Origin of the sequence: Glycomyces lechevalierae (assembly GCF_027622945.1) — a bacterium.
In the GTDB taxonomy this organism is placed as follows: Bacteria; Actinomycetota; Actinomycetes; order Mycobacteriales; family Micromonosporaceae; genus Glycomyces; species Glycomyces rutgersensis.
In genome coordinates, this window is record NZ_JAPZVQ010000009.1 from 100,899 (window position 1) to 119,194 (window position 18,296).

18 protein-coding genes are annotated in these 18,296 nt (G+C 71.4%); 7 read left to right on the forward strand and 11 right to left on the reverse strand.

Annotated elements, in window-relative coordinates; translation table 11 throughout:
- Positions 1-48: 48 nt before the first annotated feature.
- Positions 49-294, forward strand: a complete 246-nt coding sequence (gene rpsR / locus O2L01_RS15475) for a 30S ribosomal protein S18 (protein WP_030160643.1) — start codon at positions 49-51, stop codon at positions 292-294.
- 14 nt (positions 295-308) lie between these two features.
- Positions 309-770, forward strand: coding sequence for a 50S ribosomal protein L9 (gene rplI, locus O2L01_RS15480; RefSeq protein WP_270122864.1), 462 nt, complete (start codon positions 309-311; stop codon positions 768-770).
- Between the two features lie 78 nt (positions 771-848).
- On the opposite strand, the gene O2L01_RS15485 is transcribed toward rplI, so the two are convergent.
- Positions 849-1,238 carry a hypothetical protein gene (locus O2L01_RS15485; RefSeq protein WP_270122865.1) on the reverse strand — a complete coding sequence of 130 codons (390 nt, stop codon included), beginning with the start codon at positions 1,236-1,238 and terminating at the stop codon, positions 849-851.
- Between the two features lie 301 nt (positions 1,239-1,539).
- Here O2L01_RS15485 and dnaB point away from each other — a divergent pair, with 301 nt between their 5' ends.
- Complete coding sequence (gene dnaB / locus O2L01_RS15490) at positions 1,540-3,018, forward strand: replicative DNA helicase (protein ID WP_270122866.1); 1,479 nt, start codon at positions 1,540-1,542, stop codon at positions 3,016-3,018.
- A gap of 72 nt (positions 3,019-3,090) precedes the next feature.
- On the opposite strand, the gene O2L01_RS15495 is transcribed toward dnaB, so the two are convergent.
- The 7 genes from O2L01_RS15495 to O2L01_RS15525 all read right to left on the reverse strand — a co-directional run bounded on the left by O2L01_RS15495 (position 3,091) and on the right by O2L01_RS15525 (position 9,498).
- Positions 3,091-4,185: a polysaccharide deacetylase family protein gene (locus tag O2L01_RS15495; RefSeq protein ID WP_270122867.1), complete on the reverse strand. Its 1,095-nt coding sequence runs from the start codon at positions 4,183-4,185 to the stop codon at positions 3,091-3,093.
- Between the two features lie 202 nt (positions 4,186-4,387).
- Positions 4,388-5,599 carry an RNA polymerase sigma factor gene (locus O2L01_RS15500; RefSeq protein ID WP_270122868.1) on the reverse strand — a complete coding sequence of 404 codons (1,212 nt, stop codon included), beginning with the start codon at positions 5,597-5,599 and terminating at the stop codon, positions 4,388-4,390.
- A complete protein-coding gene (locus O2L01_RS15505) occupies positions 5,599-5,991 on the reverse strand; it encodes a YciI family protein (protein ID WP_270122869.1) in 393 nt (130 codons plus the stop codon). Before O2L01_RS15505 ends, O2L01_RS15500 begins: the two co-directional genes overlap by 1 nt.
- Before the next feature lie 188 nt (positions 5,992-6,179).
- Positions 6,180-6,437 carry a TFIIB-type zinc ribbon-containing protein gene (locus O2L01_RS15510; protein ID WP_270122870.1) on the reverse strand — a complete coding sequence of 86 codons (258 nt, stop codon included), beginning with the start codon at positions 6,435-6,437 and terminating at the stop codon, positions 6,180-6,182.
- A 106-nt stretch (positions 6,438-6,543) separates the two neighbouring features.
- Positions 6,544-7,893 carry a glycosyltransferase 87 family protein gene (locus O2L01_RS15515; protein WP_270122871.1) on the reverse strand — a complete coding sequence of 450 codons (1,350 nt, stop codon included), beginning with the start codon at positions 7,891-7,893 and terminating at the stop codon, positions 6,544-6,546.
- A gap of 355 nt (positions 7,894-8,248) precedes the next feature.
- Positions 8,249-8,650, reverse strand: a complete 402-nt coding sequence (locus O2L01_RS15520; RefSeq protein ID WP_270122872.1) for an ATP-binding protein — start codon at positions 8,648-8,650, stop codon at positions 8,249-8,251.
- Positions 8,651-8,766: 116 nt separating this feature from the next.
- Entirely contained in the window at positions 8,767-9,498 is a 732-nt protein-coding gene (locus tag O2L01_RS15525) for a glycerophosphodiester phosphodiesterase (RefSeq protein ID WP_270122873.1), read from the reverse strand.
- 186 nt (positions 9,499-9,684) lie between these two features.
- Here O2L01_RS15525 and larB point away from each other — a divergent pair, with 186 nt between their 5' ends.
- From larB to O2L01_RS15545, 4 genes are all read left to right on the forward strand, one after another.
- A complete protein-coding gene (gene larB / locus O2L01_RS15530) occupies positions 9,685-10,461 on the forward strand; it encodes a nickel pincer cofactor biosynthesis protein LarB (protein ID WP_270122874.1) in 777 nt (258 codons plus the stop codon).
- 7 nt (positions 10,462-10,468) lie between these two features.
- The gene (larC, locus tag O2L01_RS15535) at positions 10,469-11,821 is read left to right on the forward strand and encodes a nickel pincer cofactor biosynthesis protein LarC (protein WP_270122875.1); all 1,353 of its coding nucleotides are present in this window, start codon (positions 10,469-10,471) and stop codon (positions 11,819-11,821) included.
- Positions 11,822-11,861: 40 nt separating this feature from the next.
- Positions 11,862-12,236, forward strand: a complete 375-nt coding sequence (locus tag O2L01_RS15540) for a PH domain-containing protein (RefSeq protein WP_270122876.1) — start codon at positions 11,862-11,864, stop codon at positions 12,234-12,236.
- A 129-nt stretch (positions 12,237-12,365) separates the two neighbouring features.
- On the forward strand, positions 12,366-12,740 hold the full coding sequence (locus tag O2L01_RS15545) for a PH domain-containing protein (RefSeq protein ID WP_270122877.1): 375 nt from the start codon (positions 12,366-12,368) through the stop codon (positions 12,738-12,740).
- A 94-nt stretch (positions 12,741-12,834) separates the two neighbouring features.
- Here O2L01_RS15545 and O2L01_RS15550 read toward each other — a convergent pair whose 3' ends face one another.
- From O2L01_RS15550 to O2L01_RS15560, 3 genes are all read right to left on the reverse strand, one after another.
- Positions 12,835-14,373, reverse strand: a complete 1,539-nt coding sequence (locus O2L01_RS15550) for a multicopper oxidase family protein (RefSeq protein ID WP_270122878.1) — start codon at positions 14,371-14,373, stop codon at positions 12,835-12,837.
- 449 nt (positions 14,374-14,822) lie between these two features.
- Positions 14,823-17,954: a helix-turn-helix transcriptional regulator gene (locus O2L01_RS15555; protein WP_270122879.1), complete on the reverse strand. Its 3,132-nt coding sequence runs from the start codon at positions 17,952-17,954 to the stop codon at positions 14,823-14,825.
- 40 nt (positions 17,955-17,994) lie between these two features.
- Complete coding sequence (locus tag O2L01_RS15560; RefSeq protein WP_270122880.1) at positions 17,995-18,234, reverse strand: hypothetical protein; 240 nt, start codon at positions 18,232-18,234, stop codon at positions 17,995-17,997.
- Between the last annotated feature and the right edge of the window lie 62 nt (positions 18,235-18,296).

Sequence of the window (18,296 nt, forward strand, 5' to 3'; positions counted from 1 at the left end):
GGTCTCGTGCAGACCGGTAACGATCTCGAGTAAGAGGCAAGACAACACATGGCCAACCCGAAATCGGCTCCCCTGCGGAAGCCGAAGAAGAAGCCGAACCCGCTTGAAAAAGAGGGTATCGAGTACGTCGACTACAAGGACACGGCGCTGCTGCGGAAGTTCATCTCCGACCGCGGCAAGATCCGTGCCCGCCGAGTGACCGGCGTGACCACCCAGCAGCAGCGCCAGATCGCCGCGGCCGTCAAGAACGCCCGCGAGATGGCTCTGCTCCCGTACACCAGCCAGACCCGCTAAGGAAGGAGCGCAACATGAAGATCATCCTGACTCATGAGGTGCCCAACCTCGGCTCGGCCGGCGATGTGGTCGAGGTGAAGAACGGCTACGGCCGCAACTACCTCCTGCCGCAGGGCCTGGCGATCGCCTGGACCAAGGGCGGTCAGAAGGAAGTCGACGCGATCCAGCGCGCCCGTGCGGCCCGCCAGATCCACGACCTCGACCAGGCGCGCGCCCTGGCCGAGCAGCTGAAGAAGACCGACGCCCACATCGTCGCCCGCACGGGTGACGGGGACCGTCTCTTCGGCTCGATCACCGCGGTCGACATCGTGAAGGCCGTCGACGAGGCCGGGGGTCCGAAGATCGACCGCCGCCGCGTCGAGCTGTCCTCCACGATCAAGTCGGTCGGCACCTACGACGTGTCGGTCAAGCTGCACCCGGAGGTGACCGCGAAGTTCAAGCTCCAGGTCACCCCGGCCAAGCGCCGCAAGAAGTAGCTCGCGCAAGCGACAGCGAAGGCCCGCGACCGATCCGGTCGCGGGCCTTCGACGTGTGCGCGGGAGTCAGTGGCGCGGTCAGATGACCCAGCCCGCCGTCCGCAGGACCACGGTGACCAGGCCGGCGCCGAGGATCGCGGCGGCCGAACCGGCGACGCCGGCGCGCCAGCCGGCGCGCGGGAGGCGCAGGAGCACGGCCACGAGGAGGCTCGCGGTGAGGGCCGAGAGCGTCCACGCCCAGCCGCCCGCGATGGCGGTGGAGAGCCGCCCGGCGACGGTGCAGCCGCCTTCGGCGCAGCGGGCGTCCACCGGCGGCTGCGAGAGCACCCACGCCAGGTAGACGACCATCGGCACCGCGTACCAGGCGAGCGTCACCAGCAACGTCGGGGTGAACGCGCGCTCCCCCGGGCGGTCGTCGCCGTCGGGGTCGAGCCGCGGCCTGCGCTCGGGTTGCCGGGGGGCGTTCATGGGGTCTCGCTCCTCTGATCCGTGCCGGGGTCGCCCCTCACCTTAGCCGCAAGTTGGCACGAACGAATCTCCGTCCACAGGCGGTGGACGACGTCGGCACAGGTGAACGCCGCGAATCGAGCCGCGATCACGTTCTTGTCCACAGGTTGTCCACAGGCCGGACGCGGTTATCCACAGGTTATCCACAGCTTTGTCCACAGGGTTGTCCACAGGTTCGTTTGCAACCGTGCCCGGCGCGACATAGCGTCGTTGACGCCGCCGAACTGTCGTATGCAGGCGGTACATTCTCCATGAACGCACGGTGACCGAGGGGGTGGACGGCATGACCGACGTGTCGGCGGAAGGCGTCTACTCGCGGGGCGCGAACGGCTCCAGCAACTCCTATTTCGACACTCCGCCCGAAGACCCGTTCAGCGACAACGGCGGTCGCGGCGGGGGCGGCGGCAGTGCCCGCGCCTACGAGCGCACCCCGCCCCAGGACCACCAGGCCGAGATGTCCGTCCTCGGCGGCATGCTCATGAGCAAGGACGCCATCGCGGACGTCATCGAAGTGCTCGGCCCGGGCGACTTCTACCAGCCCAAGCACGGCATGGTCTTCGACGCGATCATCGACAAGTTCGGCAACGGCGAGCCCGCCGACGCCGTCACGATCGCCGCGGCCCTCGCCGACTCCGGCGACCTCGCCAAGATCGGCGGCGGCCCCTACCTGCACGACCTGCTCAACGCCGTGCCCACGGCCGCGAACGCCGGGTACTACGCGAAGATCGTCAAGGAGAAGGCGATCCTGCGCCGCCTCATCGAGGCCGGGACCAAAGTGGTCCAGTACGGGTACGGCGGCGGCCAGGGCGGGCGCGACATCGACGACCTCGTCGACCTCGCCCAGCAGGCCGTCTACGAGGTCACTGACAACCGTCAGAGCGAGGACTTCGCGGTCCTCTCCGACCTCCTCCAGCCCGCCATGGACGAAATCGAGGCGATCGGCGCGAGCCAGGGCCTCATGACCGGCATCCCCACGGGTTTCGCCGACCTCGACCGGCTCCTCTCGGGCCTGCAGGCCGGCCAGCTCATCATCGTCGCCGGGCGTCCCGGTGCCGGTAAGTCAACGGCCGCAATGGACTTCATGCGGCACGCCTCGCTCCACCACCGGCACGCCGCGGCCCTGTTCAGCCTCGAAATGAGCAAGCTCGAGATCGTCATGCGCCTCTTGAGCGCCGAGACGCGCGTGCCCATGCACGTCCTGCGATCGGGCGACCTCTCGGACGACGACTGGACGCGCCTGGCGAAGCGCATGGGCGACATCTCCGAAGCGCCGCTGTTCGTCGACGACACGGCCTCGATGACCATGATGGAGATCCGGGCCAAGGCCCGAAGGCTCAAGCAGCGCCACGACCTCAAGCTCATCGTGGTCGACTACCTGCAGCTCATGACCTCGCCGAAGAAGACCGAGTCGCGCCAGCAGGAGGTCTCGGAGATCTCGCGCGGCCTCAAGCTCCTCGCGAAAGAGGTGCAGTGCCCGGTGATCGCGGTCGCGCAGCTCAACCGCGGTCCCGAGCAGCGCACGGACAAGCGCCCGCAGCTCTCCGACCTCCGCGAGTCCGGTTCGCTGGAGCAGGACGCGGACGTCGTCATCCTGCTGCACCGCGAGGACTACTACGACAAGGAGTCCCCGCGCGCGGGCGAGGCCGACTTCATCGTCGCCAAGCACCGCAACGGCGCGACGGACACGATCACCGTCGCGGCCCAGCTCCACCTCTCGCGCTTCGTCGACATGGCGGTCTAAGGAGATCCCCGCAGCCGCCGGCCCCGCGGCCGGAGCCGCGGGACCGGATGACTTCGGGTCGGTAATCCCTGCCTAGACGCGGGTCCACTTCTGGTTCGCGCCGGTCCAGCAGGAGTAGAGCTGGACGGCGGCGCCGTTCGCGCTGCTGTAGACGTCGAGGCAGAGGCCGGTCCCGGTGTTGCGGATCGTCCCGTCCGATCCGAAGGTCCACTTCTGGCCGCTCGCGCCGGAGCAGCCGCCGATCTGCGCGAGCGCCCCGTTCGCGCTGCCCGAGGGCTCCAGGCACTTGCCGAGGACGCGGAGCTCCTGCGCCGAGGTGTAGGTGAACTGCTGGTTCGCGCCCTCGTAGCAGGTGTAGAGCTGGACGCGGGTGCCGTTGGCGGTGTTGCCGCTCGGCACGTCGACGCACTTGCCGGCCGAGTCCGAACGGAGCAGGTCGGTGCCGGTGCCACCGCCACCGCCCCCGCCTCCGCTGCCCGTGGGGGCGACGGCCTGGCCGGTGGCCGGGGAGATCATCCCCGCGCACAGGCCGCGGGCGCGCAGATTGGAGGCGATCTGCGGGATCGCGTTGATGGTGTTCTGGTAGGCGTCGTGCATGAGGATGACGCCGCCGTTCTGGAGGTTGTTCGCCGCCGACACGATCTGCGCGGTGCTGGCGCCGTTCCAGTCCTGGGAGTCGACGCTCCACAGGACCTCGGTGAGCCCGTACTGGGCCTCGACGGACTTCAGGGTCTGGTTGGTCTCGCCGTAAGGCGGGCGGAACAGCACCGGGGTGCCGCCTCCGGCCTGCTGGACGGCCTGCTGCGTGCTGGAGATCTCCTGCGCCATCTGAGAGGACGACATCTGCGTCATGTGCGGGTGCGTGTAGGAGTGGTTGCCCACCCACATGCCGGCGCTGACCTGCGCCGCGACCAGCGACGGGTTGCTCGCGGCGCGCTGGCCCGTGTTGAACATGGTGGCGCGCAGGCCGTTCGAGGTGAGCGCGTTGAGGAGGCTGCTGGTGGTGCCGGGGTTGGGGCCGTCGTCGAAGGTGAGGCCGACGTAGCCGTTGCAGGTCTGGGCCTGCGCGGGGCTCGCGGCGAAGAGCGTTGCGGCGGTCGCGGCTGCGACGGCGAGTGCGGACAGGGTGGCGATGATCGGCCGGATGCGGCGGCGGATGCCGTGCATGCTGCCCTCCTTTGGGATGCGATGCGGCGCATCAGTCCGCGTCGACGGTTCCCGGGTGAGGGCCGCGATCGCCATGAGGGGGACGATGGAGCGATGCCTTAGACATTGACAATTATCAATGCATTCGGTTCGTCCGGGCAAGGCGCCTGCGCCGGACGGCGGCCCCGGTGCGCCGAACGCGCCGCGAACGGCCGCCCGGCGGTCACTCCGCGATCGTCGCGGCCTTCTTGAGGAGGTAGCGCTGCTCCGGGGTGCTGGTGGCGAGCCGGGCGGCCTCATGGAAGGCGTCGCGGGCCTCGGGCAGCCGTCCGGCCCGTTCGAGGAGGTGGGCCCGGACGGCGTGGAGGCGGTGGGCCCGTTCGAGGGCGGGTTCGCGCAGGAGCGGGTCGAGCATCGCCAAGCCCGCGTCGGGGCCCTCGGTCATGGCGACCGCCACGGCGCGGTTCATGGTGACGACCGGACCGGGCGCGGCGGCCTGCAGCATCCGGTAGAGCTCGGCGATCTGGAGCCAGTCGGTGTCGGCGTAGGCGCCGGCCTCGTCGTGGACGGCGGCGATCGCGGCCTGAAGCTGGAAGGGCCCCACCGGACCCGACGGGAGCGCCGCTTCGAGCAGGGCCACGCCCTCGGCGACGAGCGCCCGGTCCCAGCGGGACCGGTCCTGGTCGGCGAGCGGGACCAGGTCGCCGCGGCCGTCGGTGCGGGCGGCCCGGCGGGCCTCCGTCAGCAGCATGAGGGCGAGGAGCCCGGCGGTCTCGGTGTCGCTGGGGAGGCGGCGGCGCAGTTCGCGGGCGAGGCGGATCGCCTCGGCGGTGAGGGAGACGTCGACGAGGTCGGCGCCGCCGCTGGCCGCGTACCCCTCGTTGAAGATCAGGTACAGCACCTGGCGGGCCGCCCCGACGCGCTCCGGCAGGTCGGCCGCGGTGACATCGCCGAGACGGGCGCCCGCGGCCGACAGCCGGGCCTTGGCGCGGCTGATGCGCTGGCCCATCGTGGCCACGGGGACGAGGAACGCCGCGGCGATCTGCTCGGTGGTGAGGCCGCCGACGGCCCGGAGCGTCAGGGCCACTTGCGAAGCGGGGGCCAGCGACGGGTGGCAGCACAGGAGGAGCACGTGCAGCGAGTCGTCGCTGCCGGGGACCGCCGCTCCGGTCGGCACGTGCAGGCCCGCGTCGCTCTCGCGGTCGATCCTGGCGCGGTCCGAGCGCAGGGCGTCGACCAGCCGGCGGGAGGCGGCGCGGATCAGCCAGCCGCGGGGGTTGGCGGGCAGGCCCTCGCGCGGCCAGTGGACGGCCGCGGCGAGCAGGGCCTCCTGGACGGCGTCCTCGCAGGCGTCGAAGTGGCCGTAGCGGCGCACCAGCGCCCCGAGGACGTGCGGCGACTCGCGCCTCCACACGTCCTCGAGCTCGCCGTCCATCAGTGCTCCTCGCCGCCGGGCCACATCGCCGGGCGCAGCTCGACGGTCTCGCCGGGGCCGGAGAAGGCGTGCGCGATCTCCTGGGCGCGTTCCGGCCCGGAGACGTCGATGAGGAAGAACCCGGCGAGGTGCTCCTTGGTCTCGGAGTAGGGGCCGTCCGTGGCGAGCGGCCCGCCGCCGTTCCAGCGGTAGAGCGTCGAGGTGCTCGGGGCGGCGAGCGCCTCGCCGTGGACGAGCTCGCCGTTCTCGCTCATCTCGGTGAGGAGCCGCTCGAACTCCGCGTTCAGGCGCTCACGCTGCTCGGCGGGCAGCGCCTGGTGCTCGGGGATGTACTCCCCGGTCGGGTGGCCCCACGGCTGCGGGTTGGAGTGGATGAGGATGACGTACTTCATGGTGACCTCCTGGTCGCGGTTCCGGCTCTTGCGAATCTTCGTCTGGGACGACGGAGCCGGTCCGCGCTTTTCGACAACCGCGATGCATCCGTTCCCGATTTTCTTCACGGGGAGTCGAAGGGACTCGACCGGACTCGCCGGTTCCGCTCTTCGCCTGGCGGAGGTCTCGTGAAGCGGCCCGCTCGGGTCTAGTCGCCGAAGAGGATCTGCAGGAGGGTGCGGCGCTCGCGCACCTGCGGGGTCTCGCCGTTCGCGTACTGCGGCATCGGGCTCGTGGCGGCGCCGCCGTCCTGGGAGCCGTTGACCCACTTCTCGGTGTCGATGAGGTGTTCGAGCTCGCCGCGGTCGAGCAGGACGGCGCGGCAGGCCGAGCACTGGTCGACGACGATGCCGTTGCGCTCGTACTGGCGCATGAGGGCAGCACACTTGGGGCAGGTGAGTTGCATGCCCGTCACCGTACACTTCGCCGCGGCCCCTTGCGGTTCCGCTCGCGAGGGTCTTTCAGTGCCGCTTCGGCCGGGCCTCAGCGCCGTTCATCAGCGCCACCATTCATCAGCGCCACCATTCGACCGCGAGGGACGGGCCGAGGCCGGTCTCCTCCTCGAGTTCGTCGACCGCCTCGTCGTCCTGCGCCAGGCCCTGGAAGAGGCTGCCGGTCACGGTGCCCGCCACGGCGTCGCGCAGCGGGAGCCACCAGCCGAGCAGGACCACGGGGTAGAGGAGGTAGCCGAAGCGGGTGGACGGCATGAGCAGGAACGCCGCCGAGAGCCCGGCCGTGCACCAGAGCGCCGCCGACGCGGCCGTCACCGGCGGGCGCACCCAGATCAGCCCGGCGATGACCAGCGCGGCGAGCCCGAGGAGGGCCGGGGCGATGAGGTCGCCGCTCGGGACGTACTGGGCGATAAGGAAACCGGGCAGCGGGGACTGCGCGGGCGAGGTGACCACGCCGTGGCCGAGGCCGAATGCGATCACGTTGTCGAAGAACCCGCGGGCGTCCACGGCGAGGACCGGGAGCATGGTCGCGGCGACGGGCAGGGCGAAGCCCGCGAGATATCTCCGCACATTGATGGCTCGCAAGCTTCGCCAGGACTGCAGGTCGCCGTTGCGCCACAGGAGGAACGCAATGACGACGGCGGCGGGCCACGCGAAGAGCTTGAGGGCGCCGGCCGCGCCGATGGCCAGGCCGGCGGCGAAGGCGCGCTCGCGGTGGGCGAAGGCGAGCGCGAGGACCATGAGGGCGACGACGGGCATGTCGTCGCCGCCGGTCGCGAAGGTCAAGGCGCACACGGGGAAGACGAACGTGGCCTGGACGGCGCGCAGGAGGGGGCCCTTGCCGGCGCCGGTCGGGTTCAGGGCGCTGCCGGGGCCGCCGCGGAGGAGCCGGGCCGCGGCGATGGCGCACGCGGCGGCGGCGAGGAGGAAGTAGACGCGGGCGTCGGTCCACCAGTGCTCGCCGAAGAGCGCGGCGGGGATGCCGAAGACCGCCATGCCGGGCTGGTACGGGTTGTAGCCGAGGAGCGGTTCGGGGAGGGCGGCGATCGCGTCGGCGTGCAGGTAGGGGCTGCCGGTGTCGAGGAGGCGCGCGCCGGAGGCCTCGACGACGAGGACTTCCTCCTGGGCGCGGCCGCTGATGCCGGCGGCGCGGTCGATCGCCATGAACACCAAGGGGATCGCGGTGACGGCGAGGGCGGCGCCGACGGCGACGAAGGCGCGGCGGCGCCAGACGGGGCCGGGCTGGGCGAGGAGGATCGCGGCGCAGATCGCGGCGGGCAGGTAGCCGCCGAAGGCGATCGCGCCCCACTGGGCGTGCGAGTCGAGCGTGGTCCACAGCGCGGTGGCGCCCGCGAAGAGCGCGGCCACGCCGTAGAAGGCGAGGTCGATGATGAGCGGACGGTTGGACACCCGCACAGCGTACGGGGACCGGGCACATGCGGATGGCGGGCAGCCCGCAGGTCCACAGGCCCCGGATTCTTGGGCCCCCGAAGCTCAAGGGTGGCGCGGGGGTACGACATTTTCGAGCGGCTGCCTGCCGACTCGGAAGCAGCCTGCCGCTCGCCGGTTCGATGGCAGCCCGCAGGTCCACAGGCCCCGGATTCTTGGGCCCCCGATGCACAAGGGTGGCGCGGGGGTACGACATTTTCGGGTCGGCTCAGCGGGCAGCCCGAACGTCTTCAGAACCCGGATTTTTGGGCCCCCGGTTATCAAGGGTGATGCGGGGGTGTGACATTTCAGAGGCCGCGGGCAGCCGTGTTCGCTTTCAGCGGACGGGGATGCGGGCCCAGACCTCTTGGGTGCCGTCGCCGAGTGAGCGGGCGCCCCAGTCGTTGGACAGTTTGGACACGATGAACATGCCGCGGCCGTGGGCCGAGTCGAGGTTCACCGCGCATACGTGCGGGTGGGTGCGGGAGCCGCCGTCGATGACGCGGACCTCGACGTCGGCGGGGCCGAGCTCGTAGCTGACGCAGACGTCGCCGCCGGGGAGCGGCCGGGCGTGCCGCACCGCGTTCGAGACGAGTTCGGTCGCGCACACGAGGAGGTCGTCGCGGACCTCGTCGGGCAGATCGGGGAGCGATTCGCGCAGCCACCGGCGGACCTGGCTCGCGGCCCCGGACTGGTGGGGGACGCGCAGCCGCTCTGGTGCCGGTATCGCAGCGGGCATCGCGGTCCCCTTCCTTCCTCCGTGCCGTCGGGGAGGCTATACAGCAACCTACCCGTTGCTTCAGGATGACGCCAGCATTACGGACGGACCCTGAGTCCGTCTTGAGGTGCGGCGCTTCACCCCGCGAGGGTCTGGCGGATCGCGGCCGGGCGGTCGGTGAACATGACGTCGACCTCGAGTCCGGCCATCCGGTGCGCGGTGTCCGCGTCGTTCACCGTCCAGGTGTACACCTGGTACCCCGCGTCGTGGCTGCGCTGGACGAACTCGGGCGTCGAATCGAGGTAGTCGACCCGGGAGCTGAGCACCTGCACACCCTCGGGCGGGCGGCGGAACGGGTACTCGAAGATCCACACGAGCGGAGTGTCCGAGTCCAGGCTGCGCCAGGTCTTGAGGGCCGCCCGGGAGAAGGACATCACGGTCACGTCGAGCCCGGGCCAGCGCCGCAGCGTCTCCCAGAGGCGCAGTTCGAGCCGCGGCCCGAACTTCGACGGGTGCTTGGCCTCGATGAACAGCTTGAGGTCCTTGCCGGAGTCGATGACGAGCGCGAAGAGGTCCTCGAGGGTGGGGATGCGTTCGGCTTCGGGGTTGCCGGCGCAGTCGGGGAACTGGTGGGCGAAGTTCAGGCCCCGCAATTCGGCGAGAGTGAGATCCGCCACGGCGCCTTTCGCTCCGGCGGTGCGCTTGACGGTGCGGTCGTGGTGGAGGACGAGCTGCCCGTCGGCGGTGAGGCGGAGGTCGAACTCGAAGCCGTCGGCGCCCTCGACGATCGCCTGCCGGAACGCGGCGATCGAATGCTCCGGAAGGAACTCGTTCGCGCCTCGGTGGGCGGCGATCAGCGGCTGGGACACCCCTTGACGATAGTCGAGGTATCCGACACCGGGCCCGCTTGTCGGTGACCGGACGGGGTGGGGGTGATGAACGTCCCTCGGCCGGCCGGGTGCGGGTGAACGGCGGGCGCTCGGGCGCGGTCTCCGCGGCTGGGACGGGTGCGATTCCGGTGGCGGCGGGCGCGGGGCGGGAGGGAGGATAGGTCCGTGCGACACGACCCTGAACTTCCGCAAGCGTCCGCGGGGCCCGAATCCGCGCGTGCGTCCGACGAGCGTGCCGAGGCGGTGGCGCCGGCGTTCGGCGACGCCGGGGAGGGGTACCGCGACCTGGGCTGGGCGAAGATCGACACGGGCCGGCCGGCCCGGACGGGCACGGCGGAGGCCGTGTACGCGGCGGGGAAGACGCCCGCGCAGGTCGTGGGCGCGCTCGCGGCGCTGCGTGAGGCGCACCCGGGCCGGGTGGCGGTCGCGACCCGCTGCGATGAGGCGTGCGTGGCGGCGGTGCGGGAGGCCTTCGGCGAGGACGTGCTGGTCGAGAGCGGGGTGTGCGCGGTGGGCGCGTTCCCTGACGCCGAGACCGGGCTGCTCGCGGTGGTCTGCGCGGGGACTTCGGATCTGCCGGTGGCGCGCGAGGCCGAGATCGTGGCCCGCGCCAACGGGATCGACACGCGGATCGTGGCGGACGTGGGCGTCGCCGGCCTGCACCGGCTGCTCGACAAGGTCGGGGAGCTGCGGGAGGCGGCGTGCGTGATCGTCGTGGCGGGCATGGACGGGGCGCTGCCGTCGGTCGTGGCGGGCCTGGTGGCCGCGCCGGTGATCGCGGTGCCGACCTCGGTCGGGTACGGGGCGGCGTTCGGCGGGCTCGCGCCGCTGCTGACGATGCTGAACTCCTGCTCACCGGGGGTGGTCGTGGTGAACATCGACAACGGGTTCGGCGCGGCGATGGCCGCGGCGAAGATGCTCGGCGTGAAGGCGGAGCGGTGACGATCGCATGGTTATCGCATGGTTGGACTGCTCGGCGGGCGCGAGCGGCGACATGTTCTTGGGGGCTTTGGCCGACGCCGGGGTGGACCTCGCGGTGATGCAGGCGGCCGTGGACGCGCTCGGGACCGAGCCGATCCGCTTGCGCGCCAAGAAGGTGACGCGGCACGGGCTGGTGGGGACGAAGGTCGACGTCGAGGCCCCTGAGGTGGCGACGGACCGGCGCTGGCGGTCGATCCGGGCGATGCTCGAAGGAGCGGAACTCGATGCGGCCGTTCGGCGGTCGGCCCTGGACGCGTTCGCGCGACTGGCGGCGGCGGAGGCCGCGGCGCACGGCATCGACGTGGAGGACGTGCACTTCCACGAGGTGGGCGCGCTCGATTCGATCGCGGACATCGTGGGCGCGGCGGCGGGCTTGGCGGCCCTGGGCATCGAGCGGTTGACCGTTTCGACGGTGACCGTGGGCGGCGGCACGACGCGGGGTTCGCACGGGTCAATCCCGCTGCCAGCTCCGGCGGTGCTGCGGGTGCTGGCCGACGCGGGCGCGCCGGTGGTCGGGGCCGTGCCGTACGAGGCGTGCACGCCGACAGGCGCGGCGATCATCGCGGCTGCGGCCTCGGGTTTCGGGTCGATGCCGGAGCTGGTGGTCGAGCAGATCGGCGTCGGCGCGGGCGGCCGCGACCCGCAGGAGCGGGCGAACCTGCTGCGGTTGGTGATCGGCCGCGAGGTGGTACCGGCTCGCAGAACCGGTGCGGCGCATGTGCATCACGACGGGCATGAGCACCATGAACATGGTGCCGGTCATGCGCACGAGCACGCGGGCCACGGGACTGCAGCGCCCGAGCACTCGACCCACGATCATGGAGCCCCTGCGGCGCAGGGGAATCCTGTTTCAGGTTCTGCGGCGCAGGCCGCCGCTCCCGGCGCGAAGCCCGTCGTCATCGAGACCAATGTGGACGACCTTGATCCGCGGCTGTGGCCCGCCGCGCTGGCCGCGCTGCTGGCCGCCGGGGCCTCGGATGCCTGGTTGACGCCGATCCTGATGAAGAAGGGCCGCCCGGCGCACACCGTCCACGTGCTGTGCCGCCCCGAGATGATCGACGCGGTGCGGTCGGCACTGGTCCGGCACACCACCACGATCGGCATGCGCTCCTACGAGATCGAGAAGTATGCGCTGGAGCGGCAGTACACCCATGTCAATGTGGACGGTCATGAGATCGGGGTGAAGATCGCGCTCGAGCGCGGCGAGGTCGTGAACGCCTCGGTCGAGTACGAGGACGCGGCCGCCGCGGCCGCCGCATTGGGGCGTCCGCTCAAAGTGGTGATCGCCCAGGCCACTGCGCTTGCGGCCGAACAGTATTAGGCGGCCCGCGGCGGTGGGGACGTACCGATATCCTGCCCGCATGATCGATTTCGAGAACGGTTCGCTTTTCAAGCTCAAACTCACCGACGACCCCGGGTTCCGCGACGAGGTCGCCCCGCTCCTCGCCGACGGCGAAGAGGTCGCGCTGACCTTCGAAGGCGTGCGCGACTTCGTGGCCTTCACCAACAAGCGGGTCATCGCCGTGAACGTCCAGGGCCTGACCGGCCGCAAGAAGGACTACGCCTCCCTGCCCTACAACAGGATCCAGGCCTACTCGATCGAGACCGACGGCCTCATGGACAACGACGGCGAGCTCGACATGTGGTTCTCCGGCCTCGGCAAGGTCCGGTTCGAGTTCAAGGAGAACGTCGACCTCCCGGCCATCGCCAAGCACATCGCCAACGCCACCCTCTAGACGCGAACCGTCTCCGGCACAACGGATCGTGAAACGCTCGGACCGGGGGCGCCGCGGCGCGGCACCCCCGCCGAAGACCGGCCCGGTCGGAGGACCCGTGAAGAGCGCTCGCGTCACTACGATGAGTGCATGATCGACTTCTCGAACGGATCCCTCTTCAAACTCCAGCAGATCGACCCCGGCAGCGTCGCCACCGAACTGCAGCCCCTGCTCGTGCAGGGCGAACGCCTCGTGTCCGCCTACAAGGGCATCCGCGACTTCGTGGTCTTCACCGACAAGCGGGCGATCGCGGTCAACGCGCAGGGCATCACCGGCAAGAAGCGCGACTACACGTCCCTGCCCTACAGCAAGGTCCAGGCGTTCTCGGTCGAGACGGCCGGGCACTTCGACCTCGACGCCGAGCTCGACCTGTGGTTCTCCGGGCTCGGCAAGGTCCGGTTCGAGTTCAAGGGCAAGTCGGACATCCGGATGCTCGCCAACCTCATCGGCACCTACGTGCTCTAGCTGCTGTTGCGGCGCAGGGGATCCCGTTCGTGGTGCCTACGGGCGGGACCCCTGCGCCGCTCTGGTCCCCGGGCCCTGGCGGCCCGGGGAGGGCTCAGTGCCCGCCGTGGGAGGCCGCGGAGGCGCTGGGCGGGACCGCGCCGATCTCCTCGCCCTCGCCGAGGACCACGAACTGGCCCATCATCCCCGAGTCCTCGTGGACGAGGATGTGGCAGTGGAACATGTACGGCAGGTTCGGGTCGGTGTAGTCGGCGAACCGCATCGCGAGCCGGTACTTGGTCTGCGGGACCAGCTGCACGGTGTCCTTCCAACCGCGCAGGCGCGGCGGCGGCTCCTGGCCGTCCACGGTGAGGACCTGGTACTGGACGTCGTGCACGTGGAAGTTGTGCATGAAGCCGTCCGCGTTCTCGACCTCCCAGACCTCCACGGTCCCTTCGCGGACGCCGAAGTCGATGCGCATGGGGTCCATGGACTCGCCGTTGATCTGGTTGAAGCCCGAGAGGGAGAACGAGCGCTCTTCGGCGACCTCGGCGTCGGCGAGATCCGGTGCGGCGCCCATGGTCTCGGGGATCTCGGTGGTGTCGGCGAGGGTGTCGGCGGCGCGGAACTCGCAGATGTCGAGCAGGTCGTCGCCGCCGTTGAAGCGCGCGAGCGGGCCCTCGTAGCCCTCGTCGGCGGGGTTGGAGCGCAGGACGACCGACTCGCCGGGCTCGAAGGCGACCACGATCTCGGCGCGCTCGCCCGGTGAGAGCTGGAGGCGGTCGGTCTCCCAGGCCTGCGGGAGCAGGCCGCCGTCGGTGGCGATGAGGGAGAACGGCCGGTCGTCGCTGAACCCGAAGTTGTACAGGCGCGAGACGGAGCCGTTGAGCAGGCGCAGGCGCACCAGGCGGGTGCTGACGTCGAAGTAGGGGCCGAGGGTGCCGTTGACCATGATCTCGTCGCCGAGGATGCCCTGCATGCTCATGAACGAGGCGTTGTCGTCGAACTGGTTGTCGCCGTTGAACTTGCGGTCCTGGATGATCATCGGGACGTCGTCCACGCCGTAGTCGGAGGGCAGGTTCAGGCCCGCGGACTCGTCGTCGTCGACGATGAACATCCCGGCGAGGCCCCGGTAGACGTGGTGGCCGGTGCGGCCGTGGGGGTGCGGGTGGTACCAGAGGGTCGCGGCGGGCTGGTTCACCGTCCACTGGGGAGTCCAGACGCCGTCGGGTTCGACCTCCTGGTGGGGGCCGCCGTCCATGACCGAGGGGAGGTGCATGCCGTGCCAGTGGATCGAGGTGCCCTCGTCGAGGCCGTTGTGGACCGCGAAGGCGACCTCCTCGCCGCGCTTGGCGCGGATGGTCGGGCCGAGGAAGGGGCCGTTGACGCCCCAGGTCTCGGTCTCGCGGCCGTCCTTGAAGGCGACCGTGCCGGACTGGATCTCGAGGTTGAAGACCCGCGCGCCCGAGGGGTCCTCGGTCGGCTCGGCCAGCGGGGGGACGGCCAGAGGGGTGTCGAAGTCGATCTCGCCGACGGTCTCGAGCTTCGACTTGTTCCAGAAGTAGCCGAGGGTGCCGGCGCCGCCGAGGGCCACCGCCCCGACTCCGCCCCCGACGCCGATGAGGGTCCACTTCAGTGCTTTACGCCGCTTCATGGCTGCAATGTTCGTGCGGCGGCCACCCGATGACATCGGGCCGGGGAAGGCAATCCGCGTACCACTCCGGGACTACGCCACCGGGCGGCGTCAACCTCCAGTAGCGGTGCGACGCAGGATGCGGAGGTGGGCGGGCAGGTCGGGCAAGCCGGAAAGCAGGGCACGATTCACGGCGAGTCGGCGGGACTCCGAGTGGAAGCGGTGGCGGCTGAGCGGTCTCGAGCCGCGATCCGCAGGCGGGGTCGGCGACCTCGCGCCGCCGCCGGCCCTCGGCGCGGCGCCCGCGCATGGGCGCCTTCGCAGCGACTCGGCCGTTCAGGGGTGCGACCCGATTGCGTGGTCGTCGGTCTCGCGGCGTCGGTCTTCGGCGCGGAACCCGCGCAGGCGGGCGGCGTTCGCGGGTCGCTGGACTACGGCCCGTGTTCGTGCGGGCCGCAGACATCGCGCCGTCAGTCCTCGGTGAGGTAGCCGCGCAGGTGGGCCGCGTTCACCGCTGCCGCGCGGCCGGCGACCTCAAGCTTCGCCATGGCGCGTGAGAGGTGGACGCTCACGGTCTTCTCCGAGATGTACAGCTCGGCGCCGATCTGCTTGTTCGTGAGGCCGCGCGCGACCTGGCGCAGGACCGCCAGCTCCCGCGGCGTGAGCGGCGTCGAGGTCGGGGCGACGACGTCGAGCCGGGCCCGTTCCGCGAGCGCGCACAGCTCCTTCACGAGCGGCACCGCCCCGAGCCGGATCGCGGTCGTCTTCGCCTCGGCCAACACTGCGGCGGCCTCGGTGCGGGACTCCGCGCCGCTCTCCGAGAGCAGGGCCTCCGCGAGGCGCCAGCGGGCGTACGCCTGCCGGTACGGCTCCGCCCAGGTCCCGTCGAACGGCACCGCGTCCGCGGACCGGTCGGCTTCGATCAGCGCCAAGGCCTCCGAGGCGAACGGGTCGCGCAGGGCCAGCTCCAGGCGCTCATGCTCGTCGAGCTCGATCGCGCCGCTGTCCGCCTGCGGCGCTTCGGCACCACCGGTCACGGCGTGGCGGTAGTCGAAGGTCGCGGCGGCCGCGCGCCACAGGTCCGGGTCGCCGTCGCCGTAGAGGCGGGACTCCTCGGCGTCGAGCTGCGCGATCCACGCCAGGCCCTCCGGGCCGAGCTTGCCGGACAGGGGGCGGCCGTGCTCGTTGAAGAACCGGGCCCGCTCGGCCAGGCGCTCCCCCGCCGAGACGGCGGTCTTCGCGGCGGCGGCGTCGCCCTCGCGGCGGTGGCGCTGCGCGAGGTCGGCGGCGGCGCCGACCCCGGCGGCGCAGACCGAGACGCCCGCGAGGTAGTAGCCGCGCATGCGGGTCATCCGCTCGGTGGCGCGCTCGGCGCGGCGCAGCGCCGCCTCCGGGCGGCCGCGCCAGCGGTCGAGTTCGGCGCCGCACACCGAGGCGAGGGCGAGGACCTGGCCGTCGAGCTGCCAGCGGTCCGCGAGGTATTCGAGGCGGCGGTCGGCGGCCTCGAAGCGGCCGCGCGCGACGTCGACGAGGAGCACGGCGGCGGCCAGGCGGGTGAGCACCACGCCGGGCAGCACGCTGGAGGCCATCTCGCCGTTCACGTCGACCTCGTCCCAGCGGCCGATCATGTAGTTGGAGATGACCTGGCGCACCGCGATCTCGAGGCCGTAGCCGCTCCACTTGTCGCCGGTGCTGCGGGCCAGGTCCATGCCGCGGTTGAAGTGGGTGAGAGCCTCGGCGATGCGGGCGGCCTCGACCATGACCAGGCCGTTGTTGAAGTGCGCGCGCAGTTCGACCTCGTGCCAGCCCTTGCCGAGCACGAGCGCGCGGGCCTCGTCGTTGCGGGCCACGGTCTCGGCGAGGGTCTGCTCGCCGTGGCGGAACGCGCCGATGCTGAGGGTCAGGAGCGCGTCGGCCTTCGCCGCGAGGTGCCCGTCGTGCTCGTCGGCCGTGCCCGCCGCGGTGACCGCATCGGCGGTCGCGATCGCGCGGGCGCACCACTCGGCGGCCTCGTCGTACTTGCGGGCGTGGTAGACGGTGCGCGCGACCACGGCCTGGGCCCAGGCCTTGACGGTGTGCGGCTCGTCGTCCTTGACCAGTTGCCAGGCCTCCCAGGCGACCCGGTGGGCCTCCTGCTCGCCGCCCTCGATCGAGAGCAGGTGCTTGGCGTACTTGCGGCGCGTGTAAGCGCCCTCGAGGCGGTCGCCCGAGGCGTCCGCGAGGCGCACTGCGGCGGCCGAGTACGACTGGGCGCGCTTGATCTCGCCGGAGGCCTCGGCGTTCGAGGCGGCCCGCACGGTCAGGCGCAGTTCGGTGAGGCCTTCGGGCCGCTGCTCGGCCGGGACCTGTCCGAACAGGGTCAGGGCCCGCTCGAGGTGCAGCAGGGCCTCGGCCGGGGCGGCCAGCTCGACGGCTTCATCGGCCGCGCGCACCGACGCGGACAGGGCGCAGGAGAGGTCGCCCGACTCGTGGGCGTGATGCGCGAGCTCGGCTTCGGCGCCCTTCCCGTGGTCGTCCGCAAGCGACTCGGCGATCTTCTGGTGGTACCGGATGCGTTCGCCCGGAAGGAGATCGGTGTAGACCGCCTCGCCGAGGAGGGCGTGGCGGAACGCGTACGTGTCCGCGCTCTTCTGCACGATGATGCCGTGCGAGATCGCGGCGCGCAGGGCCTGGTCGAGCTCGCGCTCGTGCCGCAGGCCGTTCTCGTCGAGCATCGACCAGGCGGCGGCGTTGAGCCGCTGGTAGGTGAAGCGCCGGCCCATGACGGAGGCGAGCTGCACGACCTGCTTGGCCGATTCGGGGAGGCGCTCGAGCCGGGCGAGCAGGACCTCGGCGAGCTCGAACGTGACGGTGTGGGTCTCGGCGGCGGCCAGCTCTTCGGCGAGGAACGCGTTGCCCTCGGAGGCGGCGGCGATCTTGGAGACGGTCTCCTCGTCGAGCCCGGTGTTGAGCTCGCGCACGAAGTCGGCGGCGTGCTGGGCGTCGAACGGGTCGAGGTGGAGGCGCTGCACGGCGGGGAGGCGCACGAGCTCGGCGAGGAGGGGCCGGAGCGGGTGGGCGCGGTGCACGGCGTCGGCCCGGTAGGTGCCGAGGATGAGCACGCGCTGGCCGGTGAGGCGCGAGGTGAGGAAGGCGAGGAGGTCCCGGCTGGAGCGGTCGGCCCAGTGGAGGTCTTCGAGGGTGAGGACGAGGGGCCGCTCGGCGGAGAGGTCGGCGAGGGCGGCGTGGAAGGCCTCGAAGAGGCCCAGGCGGCCGAGGTCGCCTTCGGCGGGGGTGGGGTGGCCCGGGAGGAGGGGGCTGAGTCCGGGGTGGTCCGCGGCGAGGTCGGGGTTGTCGCGGGCGAGGGTGCCGACGATCTCGGCGAAGGGGAGGTAGGGAAGGGCGGAGTCGGCGGTGTCGAGGCAGTGGCCGGTGACGGTGAGGACACCGTCACCGGCGCTGTCGTTGAATTCGTGCAGGAGCCGGGTCTTCCCGACCCCTGCGTCTCCGGAGACGAGGACCGTCGCGGGGCGCCCGGCGCGGGCGGCGTCGAGCGTCTCGCGGAGCGAGGCGAGTTCGGCGTCGCGGGCGAACAGGGGGAGGTCGGAACCCAGGCGCGGCATGTCAGCAATCATGACACGGGCCTAAGACGTTCCGCGCCTGTCATTTCGCCGGCTGGACGCGGGCGGACCCGTGTCCTCCGGCGGATTCGCCGGCCCGCTCGCCGCGGCCGAAGGCCTTGGCGACGCGGGCGGCGAGCCCCTCGTGGCGCACGTTCGCACCCGCGCGGCGGGTCGCCTTGGCGGCCCTCACGAGCTCGCGGGCCTGGCGTTCGTGCTCGGCCTGCTTGATGAGCTCCTCGGATCGCGCGTAGTGGAGGTAGTTGAGCTCGAAGTCGTTCATGTGAACTTCCTTTGGTGTCGTAGGCCGGCTTTTCCGGCCTGACACCAATGCTCCGGCTGAGG